The sequence below is a fragment of the Stenotrophomonas testudinis genome, assembly GCF_024499815.1.
In the GTDB taxonomy this organism is placed as follows: domain Bacteria; phylum Pseudomonadota; class Gammaproteobacteria; order Xanthomonadales; family Xanthomonadaceae; genus Stenotrophomonas.
The window spans coordinates 1-14,327 of the sequence record NZ_JAMOKY010000006.1; the positions used below are offsets into that span (position 1 = coordinate 1).

The window sequence follows — 14,327 nt, forward strand, 5'->3', positions numbered from 1 at the left end:
CTCGCGGCCCTCCCCGGCCGGCGGCCCGGCGTCGTACCAGAGCGCATGCGTGGCAGTGCGCAGCAGCACCGCCGCACCCTGCCCCACATCGTGCACCAGCACTTCCAGCTCGCCGTGGCGCGGCCCCGGTGCGGCGGGCCACAGCAGCGGCAGGCACAGCAGCGCGCCCGCCAGGCCACCGCCAGCCCCTCGCGGCAGCAGCCACCAGAACACCCCGGCAAGGGCTGCCGGCAGCGTCCAGCCCGGCGCCTGCGGCAGCCACCACATCGCCTGCGGGTGCTGCGCCAGGGGCTGCAGCAGCCCCCAGCTGAGATCGAACACCCACGCCGCCGCGCGCCACGGCCACATCCCGGCCCCGTCGTGCAGCGCCTGCAGGCCGGTACCGAGCAGGGCCAGCGGCACCACCAGCAGGCTCCACCAGGGAATGACCGGCAGGTTGATCAACGGCCCCAGCCACGACGTGCCACCGAACAGCACCACCGCCAGCGGCAGCAGTGCCACGCTGGCCACGCCCTGCCCGGCCAGCGCCGCGCGCAGCACGCCGCCGACGCCGGACGGCGGCCGCTGCGGCAGGCACCACAGCAGCCACAGCACGCCACCGAAACTGAGCCAGAAGCCTGCCGACAGCACCGACAGCGGGGCCGGCAGCAGCATCAGCGCGGCCGCCAGGGACAGGGCCGGCGCCGTGCCCAGCGGCCGCCGGCTGGCCCGCGCCAGTGCCACCGCAGCGATCATCAGCGCGGTGCGCACGGTCGGCAGTTCGCTGCCCGCCAGCAGCGTGTAGAACGCGGCCGCCAACGCCGCGGCGCACGCGGCGGCCTGCGGACGCGGCCAGGCGCGGGCCAGTGCCGGCCACAGCCACCACAGGCCCGTGCACAGCAGCGCCGCAAAGCCAGCGACCAGACCAACGTGGAAGCCGGAAATGGCGATCAGGTGGGTCAGGCCCAGCGCGCGCAGCTGCTCCCAGTCGGTATCGGTCAGGCCGCGGGTATCGCCCACGGCCAGCGCCTGGACGAATCGCGCGGAGGGCCTGCCGACCTGCGCGGCGATGGCGGTACTGCAACGCTCGCGCCACGCGGCCAGGCCGTGGGCGGCGCGCAGCTGTCGGGCGCTTCCGGGGTCGCGCACACTGGCGCCGCCGGCCAGGCCCTGCAGCACCGCATGGCGTTCCGCATCGAAGCCCCCCGGATTGATCCGTGAACGCGGCGGCCGCACGCGCAGCGACAGCTCCCAATGGGCACCGGCGTGCAGCGTGCCGCGCGGGGTATCGGGAACCGTGGAACGACGCGGCGCATGCCAGCTGACCTGCAGGCGCTGCCCCTGCAGCGCCGGCCATCCTTCGGCCTCGGCCACGTCGAACAGGAAACGGCTGTGGTCATCGCGCCGCAACGGCAGGTCGGCGATGCGCCCCCGTACCCGCACATCCTGCGCCGTCGCCGCCGCCGGAACCTGCTGCTGCAGGGCCAGGTGCCCGTGGCAGCCGGCCCAGGCCAGGCCGAACACGGTGGCGGCCAATGCACGTCCGCGCCACCGCCACGCCCACCCCGGCAGGGCCAGCAGCGCCAGGCCGATGCACAGCCAGCGCGGCGGCAATGCCGGCAGCAGCACGCAGGCCAGCGCCCCCAGCACGAGGCCGGCGGCGCAGGCAGGGCCCAGCAGGGGGGCAACCACGGCAACGATGCGCATGGGCGCAGCGTCGCCGCGCGATGGCAGGGCTGCCTATCAGGCAAGCCCGCGCGCCGCTGTGGGCAGGCTCAGCGGTGCAGGGTGGCGCGCTGGAAGTTGACCCGGAAGCTGGCACCACCACCGACCGCTTCGGCCACGCTGACCGTGCCACCGTGGTGCTGCACGATCTCCTTGACCAGATGCAGCCCCAGGCCGCTGCCACTGCCGGCGGCACGCAGGCGATGGAAGGGTTCGAAGATCGCTTCGCGGTCACCCACCGGCACGCCCGCACCCTGGTCGCTGATCTCCAGCAGCCCCTGCGCATCCAGGCGCACGCAGATGGTGCCGCGGCCGCCACCGTGGACGATGGCGTTGTGCACGAGGTTGGCCATCACCCGGCCCAGCGCCAGGCCATCACCCTGGATCCAGACCGGTGCTTCCGGTGCATCCACTTCGAAGCCATACCCTGCGCCGACCACCAGCGGTGCCAGCTCGGCCGCCGATTCACGCACCACGTGGGCAAGATCGACCCGCTGCAGCGTGCTGACGTTGCGGTCCAGGCGCTGCAGGTCGAGCAGGTGCTCGGCGACGTTGCCCAGCCGCGCCACGTCGGTCAGCAGCTGCGACTTCAGTTCACCCTGCGGAAGCTGCGACAGCCGTGCCTGCACCACCGCGATAGGCACGCGCAGTTCGTGCGCAGCATCGGCCAGGAATTTGTCGCGCGCGGCGTAGCCCTGCTGCACCTTGTCGATGGCATCGTTGAAGGCACTCACCAGGGGCGCGACTTCGGTGGAGACCAGCTGTTCGTCCAACCGCGCACCGGGCTGGCCGATGTCCAGCTCCTTGGCCTGCTGCGCCAGCCGGCGCACCCCGCGCATCGCACGATGGATGACGGTGGGCATCACCAGCAGGGTCACCACGATCAGCGGCAGGAAGAACCAGAAGCCGATCAGCCGCAGCACCATCAGCGCGCCATCGACCAGCCCGCCCTTGGGCGCGCCACCGGCCATCACGGTGATGCGACGTCCCTCCTCGATGCGCACCATCACCCGCGCCACGTCCAGGTAGGGCGGCACCAGCGATCCGACTTCCGTTGCGCCCAATGCCGGCAGCCGCGCCAGCAGCGGTGCGTGCAGCGCGGGTACCTTGCCGCGCTCCAGCCAGATGCCGCGGTCATCGACGGCGACGAACCACAGGTTGCCACCGGCGCGCGCGTTCAACGCCTGCCAGCGCGGCTCGTCCAGCACCAGGTGCGCGCCGTGGCTGTGCACGGCCTTGGCGACGTCTTCGGCGGTGAACATGTCCATGTTCCAGGACTCCTTGTCACCCTAGGTCAGGATCAGCGCCACCACCGCGAACAGCACGGTGAACGCCTGCGCCAGGAACAGGCGCCAGGCCAGGCCGAGGGTGATCGAACGGATCTGCCGGGCCATCTCAGGCCTCCGCCAACAGATAGCCGACGCCGCGGATGACGTGGATCTCCACGCCCGCGCCCGCCTGCTGCAGCGCCTTGCGCAGCTTGGAGATGTGCGCATCCAGTGCGTTGGACTGGATCTCGTCGTCGAAGCCGTACACCGCCGCCTCCAATGCGCTGCGGGTGACCGTGCGCCCCTGGCGCATCGCCAGCGCCTGCAGCACCAGCACCTGACGACGCGGCAGGGTCAGCAGCTGGCCATCCACCTGCGCCTGCAGCGATTCGAAATCGAACTCGAAGTTGCCCAGCCGCAGGCTCGGCGTGACCATCGCCGACGGCCGTCGCGAGACCGCGCGGATGCGCGCCATCAGTTCTTCGATCGCCACCGGCTTGACCAGGTAGTCGTCGGCGCCGACATCGAGCCCCTCCACCTTGTCCGACAACGTGCCCTTGGCAGTCAGCATGATCACCGCGATGTTCGGCCGCAGCGCACGCGCGGTGGCAACGAAACCGGCGCCATCGCCATCGGGCAGCTGGCGGTCGAGCAGCAGCAGCTGGTGCACGGGTTCGCGCAGGGCCAGCGCCGCCTCGGCCAGGCTGCCGACCACGTCGGCGACCACGCCCTGCCGTTCGAGGCCCGACTGCAGGGCCCGCGAGAGATCGGGATCGTCTTCCACCAGGAGGATGCGCATCGTGGGCTCGGCTACCGGCAACGCTGCCGATGATAGTGCCTGCCGGGCACCAATGAGGCCTTTGCGCGGACATTGCCGTGGCGCAATGTTCCGACAATGTTGCACGGTCAGGATGCAACGCGGTTCCCTGCAAAGTGCCCCTCGATGCTCCCGTTGCCCCCTGCCCTGCTGCGCCCCCTGCTGTGCACCGTCGTTCTCTCCACGCCGCTGCTGGCGAGCGCCCAGGAACAGGCACCGGGCGTGCAGGCCGGCATCACCTTCGGCGCGACCACTGGTGCGTACGCGCACTACGATGACAAGCCGCTGGTGGTGCCGGCGCTGGCATGGCAGGGCAAGCGCTTCTATGCCAGCCCCGGCTCGCTGGGCATGTATCTCTACAAGGAACAGGGCCTGCGCGTTTCCGCGGTGGTCACGCCGTACACGCTGCGCTTCAAGACCGATGACGTGAACGATGCGCAGCTGCGCCGCCTGCACAGCCGGCAGATGTCGGCCATGGCCGGCGTCAGCGCCGAGTACAGCGCCGACTGGGGTGCCCTGTCGGCCAGCGTCAAGCGCGAGGTCAGCGGCCACGGTGGCGGCCTCGAATCCAGCCTGTATTACAGCTATCCCATCCAGGCCGGGCGCTTCACCTGGGTGCCGCGCGTGGGCGTGGTGCACAGCAGTGCACGCCTGCTCGACTACTACTACGGCATCAGCGACGAGGAGGCCCTGCGCTCCGGCCTGGCCGCCTATTCGCCGGGCAGCGCCACTTCGCCGGGCCTGCAGATCGCGGTCAGCACACCGCTGGGCACGAAGTGGCGCGCCACCGGCGTGGTCGCCAGCCAATGGTTCGGCGATGCGGTCAAGGACAGTCCGATGGCCCGCCGCGGCGCGCAGAACTCCGCCTTCATTTCCCTGATGCGCGCCTTCTGATCACGCGCCCTGCAACGGACAAGGACACCCCCATGGCCTCCGTCTCCTTCCCCACCGATGCGCAGGCCATCCTGCGCGCGCCCGACCTGGACAGTGCCGAGCAGGCCTACCTCGGCCTGATGCCGGACCAGGCCCACATCGACGCGCTGGTGCGCCGCGCACTGGGCCTGTCGCGCGTTGCCGATGCGGCCCGCGGCTATGCCCTGTCGATGACCCTGGTCGGCCTGCGGCTGCAGGAACTGGAGATGGACGAGCCCTGCGCCACGGCGCACCGCCAGTCGACGCTTCGCAACCTCCGCCAAGTCTACGCCGCGGCCTGAGCGGCGCTGCTGGCTCGCGGATCAGCCCGCCAGCGCACGGATTCATCCCCGCAGCGAGCCCTTGGCACGCACATTTCCCCGCTTCGTCGCATGCCGGTATCGATCCGCCAGCGCCGGTGACACGCTGGACTCCCTTCTCCGGAGGACCGCGCCATGCCGATGCTTGCCCTGCTGCTGTTGCACGCGGTCCTGTCCAGCGTCGGCAGCGGCGGCCCGGATGCGGGCCAGGCGCTCCCTGCAGCACTGACCCCGGCCAGCTCCGACGATCTCTGCCTGCAGCTGCGCCTGCGCCAGGACAGCATGCTGCGCTGGGAGCGCGGCGCAGGCGGGAAGACGCATGCCCTGGACGTGCTGCACCAGGTCCAGGGCCACTGGCAGCTGCGTCATCGCTTCAGTGTGGGCGCATCTGCCGCGCACTGATCGCCAGCCGCGATTCATCCTCGCCGGCACGCCCGGTGACAGCATGGTGCCCTGTCGAAAGGATGCGCCATGAAGACCCGGATCGTTGCCCACCTGATGCTGCTGGTCGCCGTCGTGCTGCTTGCCGCCTGCTGCCCGTTCGGCAGCGAGATCCGCACCCGCCCGGTCTACGCGAACCCACAGCTGACGCCTGCCGCATCGCGCTCACTGGTCGCCGACTGCGATCGCCAGGGCGCGCAGCTGCGCCGCCAGCTGGAGGCGGCGTATGTGGAAAATGCCCGGCAGGAATGCGCGCTGCCGCAGCCGTTCGCGGACTATCGCTTCGTCAATGCCATGGGCGAGGCCGTTTCGCCGGCGCGAGCCATCGAGGCCCGCGCCGACCACGCGCAGCGCGTCTGCACTGCGGCGCAGGGCAAGGACAGCGCGCTGGCCGCGCTGTGCCCGGAGTGCCGCAGCAAGGCCGAGGAACGCGTGCGCCAGTGCCGCACCGACAAGGGCCTGGTGCGCAGCGAGCGACCGGTGCGGATGTGCAGCATGATCCAGTTCTGAGGGGCGGAGGCCAGACAACAAAAAAGCCGACCCATCGGGCCGGCTTTCCTGTTTCCACCGCTGCACCGGCAATGCCGGGAGCAAGTGGTGGGCGGTACAGGGTTCGAACCTGTGACCCCTACCATGTCAAGGTAGTGCTCTACCGCTGAGCTAACCGCCCATTTTGTTCGTGCCGCCCGAAAGCTGGCCTTGCTACGTAAAAACCCGGCGCCAGGGCCGGGCTTTTCAGGTCACGACAGCCCCTCTGAAAGGGACTTCGTGGTGGGCGGTACAGGGTTCGAACCTGTGACCCCTACCATGTCAAGGTAGTGCTCTACCGCTGAGCTAACCGCCCGTTTTGCTTCTGCATCTCCGCGATTGCGTCGGTGCAGGCCGCGTATATTACGGATGCCGACAGGTAAGCGCAACACTTTTGTGAAGATTGCCGCGCTACCGTGTTCAGCCGAGGCTGGCCTCCTTCAGCTGCCGGATCTGGTCGCGCACGCGGGCGGCATCTTCGAACTCCAGATCCTTGGCATGCTGGTACATCTGCTGCTCCAGCGCCTTGAGCCGGGTGGCCAGCTGGGCCGGCGACATCGACCGGTAATCGGCCGCGTCCTCGGCCACCGCCCTGCCCTTGCCTTTGCCCTTGCGGGACTCCTTCTCGGCCGCATCGGAGCGCGCGCCTTCCAGCACGTCCACGATCGGCCGGGCCACCGAACGCGGCACGATACCGTGCTCCTCGTTGTACTCGACCTGCTTGGCGCGGCGGCGGTCGGTCTCGTCGATCGCCGCCTGCATCGAGCGGGTGATCTTGTCCGCATACAGGATGGCCTTGCCGCGCACGTTGCGGGCGGCGCGGCCGATGGTCTGGATCAGCGAACCGGTCGAACGCAGGAAACCTTCCTTGTCCGCATCCAGGATCGCCACCAGCGAGACCTCCGGCATGTCCAGGCCCTCGCGCAGCAGGTTGATGCCCACCAGCACGTCGAACTTACCCAGGCGCAGGTCGCGGATGATCTCCACGCGCTCCACCGTGTCCACGTCCGAGTGCAGGTAGCGCACGCGGATGCCATGTTCGGTCAGGTACTCGGTGAGGTTCTCGGCCATGCGCTTGGTCAGCGTGGTGACCAGCACGCGGTCACCGGCCTTGATGCGTTCGTTGGCTTCGCTCATCAGGTCGTCCACCTGGGTGCCGACCGGGCGGATTTCCACCACCGGATCGATCAGGCCCGTCGGGCGCACCACCAGTTCGGTGATGTCATCACCGGTCTCGCGGTACTCATACGGACCCGGCGTGGCGGACACGTAGATCGCACGCGGGCAGCGCGCCTCCCATTCCTCGAAGCGCAGCGGCCGGTTGTCCAGCGCCGACGGCAGGCGGAAGCCGAACTCGACCAGGGTTTCCTTGCGCGAGCGGTCGCCCTTGAACATCGCGCCGATCTGCGGAATGGTCACGTGCGATTCGTCGATGACCAGCAGCGCGTCCGGCGGCAGGTAGTCGAACAGGGTCGGTGGCGGCTCGCCCGCATTCTTGCCGGTCAGGTGCCGCGAGTAGTTCTCGATGCCGTTGCAGAATCCGACCTCGGCCATCATCTCGATGTCGAACTGGGTGCGCTGGGCCAGGCGCTGCGCCTCGACCAGCTTGTTTTCCGCGTACAGCTGCTCCAGGCGCTCCTTCAGCTCCACCTTGATGGTCTCCACGGCGGCCAGCACGCGTTCGCGCGTGGTCGCGTAGTGGGTCTTCGGGTAGACGGTGAAGCGCTGCATGTTGCGGATCGTCTCGCCGGTGAGCGGATCGAACAGGGTGATCTTCTCGACCTCGCCATCGAACAGTTCGATGCGCAGGGCCTCGCTGTCCGATTCAGCCGGGAACACATCGATCACTTCGCCACGCACGCGGAACGTACCGCGCTGCAGCTCGTACTCGTTGCGCGTGTACTGCAGCTGGGTCAGGTGGTTGATCAGGTCGCGCTGCTCGATGCGCTCGCCCTTGGACAGGATCAGGCGCAGCGACAGGTAATCTTCCGGCGCGCCCAGGCCGTAGATGGCCGACACGGTGGCCACCACGATCGCATCCGGGCGCGACAGCAGCGTCTTGGTCGCCGCCAGCCGCATCTGCTCGATGTGTTCGTTGATCGAACTGTCCTTCTCGATGAAGGTGTCCGACGAAGGCACGTAGGCTTCGGGCTGGTAGTAATCGTAGTAGCTGACGAAGTACTCGACCGCGTTGTGCGGGAAGAACGCCTTGAATTCACCATACAGCTGCGCGGCCAGCGTCTTGTTCGGCGCCATGATCAGCGTCGGCTTCTGCACGTTCTGGATGACGTTGGCGATGGTGTAGGTCTTGCCCGAACCGGTCACGCCCAGCAGCGTCTGCTTGGCGATGCCCGCTTCGAAATTGTCAGTCAGCTTCGCGATCGCGTTGGGCTGGTCGCCCGCCGGTGAATACGGCGAGACGAGTTGAAAACTGTCGCTCATGGTATTGCCAGGTCCCGGGAATGGTGATTATAGCGGCCGGTTCGGTGACGGCCGGCTGAGGAAACGCCCTGCACCGCGATGCGTGCTCGGCCGATGGTCGGCATGGCAGGGCGACGTTCAGTCTGAAGCAATGAAACACCGCCCCTCCCTGACTCACCTGCCCCGCCCCGCGCCGGGGTTCCAGCTGATGGAACTACTCCTGGTGGTCATGCTGCTGGCCGTCCTGCTCACGCTCGCATGGGGCCCCTGGCAGCGCCTGGTTGCACGCCTGCGCGCCGACACCCTGCGCGCCGAGCTCACCGGCAGCCTGGTGCTGGCGCGCTCCACGGCGGTGACCCAGCGCAGGCGGGTCACCGTCTGTGGCTCGCTCGACGGCATGTCCTGCAGCCAGGAATGGAGCCTCGGCTGGCTGGTGCGTACGGAAGACTCACCGTGGGGAGCAGCAGCACCGGGCAAGGTCGTGCATGTGCGCGACCGACAACCGGGCGGCATCAGGGTCCAATCCAGCCAGCACCGCCCTCATGTGCAGTTCCTGCCGGACGGGCGCAATGCAGGCACCAACCAGTCCCTTGTGCTGTGCGTGGAAGGGCGCGAGCACAGCCGCGTGGTCATCAACGTGACCGGCCGGGTACGCAGTGAGCGCGCCCGATCACCCGTCGACTGCTGAGACGACAGCAGGACGACAACGAAAAAAGCCGCGATTTCTCGCGGCTTTTTCGAATCTGGCGCCCGAAGTTGGACTCGAACCAACGACCCCCTGATTAACAGTCAAGTGCTCTAACCGGCTGAGCTATTCGGGCGGGGAGGCGCATTTTAGACGGTCATTGCAGGGGATGCAACACCTTGTTGCTACCAGCAGCCAGCGACCGTTGCCGCGTTCGGCGTCTTCCGCCCCGCCTGGTCCAAGGTCAGGGTGCCGCACTTGTCCTTGTCCTGGCCGGTGCCGGGCACCGCCTGCAGGGTGAACGTGGAAGCGGTGGCATTCCCACTCAATGAGATCGTATAGCGCGACGTACCATCGCGCGGCGACTGGGTGAACGGCAGCGTCATCCCGGCGTACGTGTTCTGCACGGTATGGAAACGCTCCAGCTGCTGGGCGACTTCCACCAGATCGGCCTTGGCCTGCGCCCGACGCGAACGCAACACGTATTCGCTGTAGGACGGGATCGCGATAGCGGCAAGGATCGCCACCACCGCTACCGTGATCATCAGCTCGATCAGCGTGAATCCACCAAACGCTCGCGACAGGGATGTGTTCTTCATGCGATTCACTCAGGGAGCCTCGTCAACGGATCTGGCGCCAGGACTGGCGACCACAGGGGCGCGGCATGTACATGGCATCGGCGCCGGGTGCACGCAGCACGAAAGTGCAGGCTTCCGCCTCCAGCAGCTTGTCCACCGTACAACTGGAAACCGTCGGATCACAGGATGCCAGCTTGGGAACAAAGATACTGGTGTCCTTCACCGGCGGCCCCTGCGTCGGCGCACCGCCCTTGTTCAGCGCCACCGCACCGCAGTTGCCCGTACACACCGGCGAACCACCAATGGTCGGGCTCAACCCGCTCATCGCACCGCCACCGGAAAGCAGGTTCAAGCCGTACAGCCAGTTGACGCCGCCGCCACTGCCGCAGATCGCGGTACCCGGCACGTAACTGGTGAAGAACACGGTGCCGTTCTGGATGTTCGGATTGCCGACGAAGCGCTCGCCTTCCACCGAATTCCCCAACACCAGGTCAACGTACCAGCCACGCAGCGTGCCGTAGGAGAAGCTGGTATTGCTCACTGCGCGCCCGGAATATCCCGACGATGCAGAGGTGGTGCTGAGCGTCTGCTGCTGCAGGTTGGTGCGGCCACCCACCACCGTCTTCAGGTTGTCCCAGATGCCATACAGGCTCTGCACCGGGGAACTGCTGCTTACCGCGTTGTCATCGGCGGCGAAGTACTGACCGGTACCGAAGTAGATGCTTACGCCACCGGCCGGGCCACTGGTGACCTCCAGGCCGCTCATGATCGGCTGGGGCTTGCTGTCGCGCACCGCCGTGAACAATGGCACGCCATCCAGCGCCACCTTCCAGTTGGCAATGTTGGTGTCGGACAGATCGAACTTCCACAGGTTGCCCTGCATGTCGCCGCCGTACACCGTATCGGTGATGCCATCGTTGTTCTGCAGGGCGATGGGCGCGATGTTGATCAGACCATTGCGGTAGGTATAGGCATTGTCGGAAGGACTGATCTTGCGCAACAGTTTGCCGGTGATGACATCGACCACATAGAGGACCGGCCGCCCGCTGGTGGAGTTCACACCATTGCCAAACAGGGCTACGAAGCGAGGCTGACCACCAGCACTGGTACCGGTGACCGGCACGATCACGGGCTTGCCCAGCACGAAGCCAAGATCGGACTCGGTCTTGCCGGAGATCTCCCAGAGCACATTGCTGGCACCAAAGGAGGTGGGGTTGGCGATGTCCAGACCAAACACAGACCCGTTGCCCACCGATGCAGCGCTGGGGGCACGGGTAGATCCACCGCCGCCGGTGGTACCGACCAGCACGGTACGCCAGCCGGTGCCGTCGTAAACATCCGACGAGGTCAAGGGGCCATCGACATAATAGCGATGCCCATAGTCGGGGTTGGCCAGTTCGGCAATGTGCTGCAGTGCCGTCGACGGAATGAACGCAAGCTCCTCGTTACCGGCCGCAGCCGTATCCGACGCATTGAAACCATGCAACATGCCGTCATTGGCGCCGACATAGACCATGGTCGGCGGGCCGCTGTTGGCACGCTTGGCGGCCAGGTAGGTGCCGTAGGAAGCACCCAGCGTCTGCTTCCAGGTCGTGGCGCCCGAAGCCCAGCTGGTGTAACCGTAGTCATCACGGTTCGATACGACCTCGGTGGTGGAATTGACGATGTCGCCGAGGATCGAGGTTCGTGCACGGAAGCCACTGATGGGTGAACCGCGCAGGTAACTCACCAGATCGGTCGGCGACTTGCCGGCGTACCAGTTCGGCTTCGTGCTCAGCCCCATGGTCGTGGCCTTCGCTGCGAGATCCGCACCCGGCACGTTGGCCGCCTGGAAATCCGCGACCTTCACAGCTGTGACAGCGCCTGTCGTCGCATTGGTCGTGGTGGTATCGGTCGCCATGAAAATGCGACGGGTCGACGAAGCGATCCGGTTGGATGCCTTCCACAGCTCCGCACCGTCGGTACCGCTGGTACCCACGCGCGTCGCGATCACGTCACCCGTCCAGTCGTTGGTACCGACCGGCACCCGGAAGTGCGAGGCCACCGTGAACGAACCGGCGGTGATGCGTGCACCCGTACCGGAGCCGCCGACCGGCGCATCACCCTCCGCTGCGCTGTCGAAGATCTCTTCCAGCGCCTGCTTCAGCTTGGTCGGGTTGCGGGCCAGGAAGTAGTTGTCCGGCACACCTTCGACCTTGCTGTCCCAGGCCTTGCCACCGGCCGGCACGCCGTACTTCGCGGCGTACCATAGCGGGCTCTCCAGCTGGCCAGCGACATTGGTCGACGCCTTGTACTTGATGACGATCGGCCGCTGCCACTGGTTTGGGTAGTTGCTCGTGGCCGTCAGCACCGAACCATTCTGGTTCGGGCGACGCACCAGGCGCTGTACCGGCGTCAACGCGTTGGAACCGGTAATCGTGTAGCCGGTCAGCATGCCGTTGCCCGCGTAGGCAGACAGCGTCTCCACGCGGATCAGCATTTCATCGTCGGCAACACGATTGACCAGCGTGGTGCCCTCGCCGCCTGAAGACCTGCAGAGCCTGTTGGCGCTGGTCGCCGTCTTGCCAACATCAGCAGCCGCAAGGCTCTTGTCCGGATCGGCACGCCAGCAGATGTCCTGGCTGCCGGTCGGCGTCGTGTTGCAGGCCGCACCCACGCAGTAGGTCATCATCGACACCACGTCGCTGTCGTGGTCATTGCCCCACAGAGAATCCTCCCACACCAGGGAGAAGCTGCCCGACGTACCATCGGGGCGGTACGGCCAGCCGTAGGTAATGTTGCCGCCGTTGGCGTTTGCGGTCTTGGTGCCCAGCCCGACCGAGCCCAGGAAGCAGCTGCGCCACCCGGAATCGGTAATCTGCGCGTTACCGGTGTTGTTGGCCTGGCACAGCGGCGCCAGGCCGATCTTCTTGCCGCCGATGGAGACTTCGAACTTCGGCAGATTCTCTGCCATGGCCACCGTATAGGTCTTCGCCGTCAGCTTGTAACTGGACGGCTTGCCGGTGATGCCGGTCGGCCGCAGATCGGTTTCAGCCGCCGCCTTGGCCAGGCCGGCGATCATGTAGCTGCCCTCCATCGAGGGAATGTCGGGACAGATACCGCGAACCTTGCTCAAGGCCGTCACGCTGCGACCCTGGCACAGATCCTCGTGAGTGTTCAGCGACGCATAACGCGCCGTATCGCCTACGCGCCCCGCCATCCAGGTGTTGTTGACGATGCCCTCGGCCACGCCGATCGCATCGGTGGCAGCCGTTGCAGTGGCCAGCCCGGTTACGGTACCGATATTGTCGCTGTCGAACGAGGGCAGGCCGGAAGACAGGACCAGGATGTTGCAGGACGCGCAGTAGGAATTGCCACCGTCTGCAGGCGCCCGATAGGGATCGAGCCAGCTCACTCCGGTAGGCAGGGTGCTGAGATCTCCAGTGTCACCATAGCGCTTGGTCCCCTTCGTAATGTAACGCAACGCCTCGGCGTACATTTCAGCCAGCGGATTGCCCCACGCACTGCACTTGTAACCGCCGACATCGTTGCCAGGGTCAGCCAGATAGCCGTTGCCCCCCTGATCATGTCGGTTGAAGATGCCGTAGGTGCTGCAGTCGCTCCAGTTGCCGTTCCAATTCTGGTCGATCCGGAAGTTGGAGAGCGTGTTAATGATGCCTTCATTGACCTTGCTGTTAGTTGTGAACGGACAGAACTGGCCGGTGGAAAGATTGATCTCGTCGCCAGCGGCGCAGAACGAGGTGCCGTTGCCTGCGATCTTTCCGATGTTGCGCCGGAGCACACCACCATCGCGCGGATTGGCATAGGTGCCGGTGATCAGGCCAAAGCGCAGCCGGCCACTCTCACCATAGGTCTGCAACAGGCCCGCCGGCTTGTAACGATCGGTGGTGCCGTTGTTGTACTTGCGGCAGTAAGCTTCCCTGTTCGGGTTGTCCGCCGAACAGACCTCAATGCGCACGATGCGATCCGTCGCGCTGCCGGGCGTATTGCTGTCGCGATTGGTATCGCACTGGATACTCTCGGTCGCCGCCCATTCGGTGTAGTTACCGGCCGCATAGCGCATCAGCGGGTCGCTACCACCACGCACCGTCGTGTTGCAGAACGACGTCGGCACCGTCGACAGCGGCGTGAAGTTGCCGATGTCGCTACCACGATACACCTTGACCCACGCATGCAGGTCGCTGGGAATCGGGGCGCGCTCAAGCACCGTCTTGTCGGTGGTGTCGGTGGAACGCTGACCGCCATACAACACGCTGCGGATCACGTCCAGGCGACTCATCGTCACCCAGTTCATGAAGTTGCCGGACCACGCGCCACTGCAGCTATGGCCGTTGGTGCCACCCGCCTTGGCTGTGTACTTAAATACACCACCGTTGTAGGCGTAGCAAAGCTTGGAATCGAAATAGCCGCCATACTCGAATGTGTCGAGGTAGGTCGTATCGAGGATGCCGTCCTCTTCACCATTCGGCCCACCGCCCAGATCGCTGTAATCGCTGTACGCCTTGTTGAACAGCTGCTCGTCGCGTGACATCACCATCATCATCAGCGGTGGCTGGCTCTGCTTGGTGTACAGCGGCTCCTGCGCGATATCGTAGTCACCGATGGCCGCCCGCAGCGGAATCGTGAGCGCAGCCACGCCCGCCAGCACGGTGA

General features: G+C 66.5%; 10 protein-coding genes, 3 tRNA genes and 1 pseudogene. 5 read left to right on the plus strand and 9 right to left on the minus strand.

The genetic code is table 11. The features are described from left to right. From NQ204_RS05555 to NQ204_RS05565, 3 genes and pseudogenes are all read right to left on the minus strand, one after another. On the minus strand, positions 1 to 1,686 hold a 1,686-nt coding region (locus NQ204_RS05555), incomplete at its 3' end, for a ComEC/Rec2 family competence protein (RefSeq protein WP_256643299.1). Positions 1,687 to 1,754: 68 nt separating this feature from the next. After that, positions 1,755 to 3,098, minus strand: a pseudogene (locus NQ204_RS05560) (sensor histidine kinase). Between the two features lies 1 nt (position 3,099). Continuing rightward, a complete protein-coding gene (locus NQ204_RS05565) occupies positions 3,100 to 3,771 on the minus strand; it encodes a response regulator transcription factor (protein WP_108768409.1) in 672 nt (223 codons plus the stop codon). A 144-nt stretch (positions 3,772 to 3,915) separates the two neighbouring features. Between NQ204_RS05565 and NQ204_RS05570 the strand changes: the two genes are divergently transcribed. The 4 genes from NQ204_RS05570 to NQ204_RS05585 all read left to right on the plus strand — a co-directional run bounded on the left by NQ204_RS05570 (position 3,916) and on the right by NQ204_RS05585 (position 5,972). After that, positions 3,916 to 4,683 (plus strand): MipA/OmpV family protein, encoded by a 768-nt coding sequence (locus NQ204_RS05570; protein ID WP_256643301.1) that lies wholly within the window; start codon positions 3,916 to 3,918, stop codon positions 4,681 to 4,683. A gap of 32 nt (positions 4,684 to 4,715) precedes the next feature. Then, complete coding sequence (locus NQ204_RS05575; protein WP_108768407.1) at positions 4,716 to 5,003, plus strand: hypothetical protein; 288 nt, start codon at positions 4,716 to 4,718, stop codon at positions 5,001 to 5,003. A 153-nt stretch (positions 5,004 to 5,156) separates the two neighbouring features. Continuing rightward, on the plus strand, positions 5,157 to 5,423 hold the full coding sequence (locus NQ204_RS05580; protein ID WP_256643302.1) for a hypothetical protein: 267 nt from the start codon (positions 5,157 to 5,159) through the stop codon (positions 5,421 to 5,423). Between the two features lie 69 nt (positions 5,424 to 5,492). Beyond that, entirely contained in the window at positions 5,493 to 5,972 is a 480-nt protein-coding gene (locus NQ204_RS05585) for a hypothetical protein (protein ID WP_256643303.1), read from the plus strand. Between the two features lie 85 nt (positions 5,973 to 6,057). Here NQ204_RS05585 and NQ204_RS05590 read toward each other — a convergent pair. The 3 genes from NQ204_RS05590 to uvrB all read right to left on the minus strand — a co-directional run bounded on the left by NQ204_RS05590 (position 6,058) and on the right by uvrB (position 8,432). Continuing rightward, a tRNA-Val gene (locus NQ204_RS05590) sits at positions 6,058 to 6,132 on the minus strand. A 99-nt stretch (positions 6,133 to 6,231) separates the two neighbouring features. Further along, positions 6,232 to 6,306 (minus strand) — tRNA-Val (locus NQ204_RS05595). Between the two features lie 104 nt (positions 6,307 to 6,410). Beyond that, positions 6,411 to 8,432 carry an excinuclease ABC subunit UvrB gene (gene uvrB, locus NQ204_RS05600; RefSeq protein ID WP_164073986.1) on the minus strand — a complete coding sequence of 674 codons (2,022 nt, stop codon included), beginning with the start codon at positions 8,430 to 8,432 and terminating at the stop codon, positions 6,411 to 6,413. Between the two features lie 187 nt (positions 8,433 to 8,619). Between uvrB and NQ204_RS05605 the strand changes: the two genes are divergently transcribed. Further along, a complete protein-coding gene (locus NQ204_RS05605; protein WP_243402693.1) occupies positions 8,620 to 9,099 on the plus strand; it encodes a GspH/FimT family protein in 480 nt (159 codons plus the stop codon). Between the two features lie 56 nt (positions 9,100 to 9,155). On the opposite strand, the gene NQ204_RS05610 is transcribed toward NQ204_RS05605, so the two are convergent. From NQ204_RS05610 to NQ204_RS05620, 3 genes are all read right to left on the minus strand, one after another. Beyond that, positions 9,156 to 9,232: transfer RNA gene (locus NQ204_RS05610), tRNA-Asn, on the minus strand. A gap of 49 nt (positions 9,233 to 9,281) precedes the next feature. Beyond that, complete coding sequence (locus tag NQ204_RS05615; protein WP_116863606.1) at positions 9,282 to 9,695, minus strand: type IV pilin protein; 414 nt, start codon at positions 9,693 to 9,695, stop codon at positions 9,282 to 9,284. A gap of 22 nt (positions 9,696 to 9,717) precedes the next feature. Continuing rightward, positions 9,718 to 14,322, minus strand: coding sequence for a pilus assembly protein (locus NQ204_RS05620; protein WP_256643304.1), 4,605 nt, complete (start codon positions 14,320 to 14,322; stop codon positions 9,718 to 9,720). Between the last annotated feature and the right edge of the window lie 5 nt (positions 14,323 to 14,327).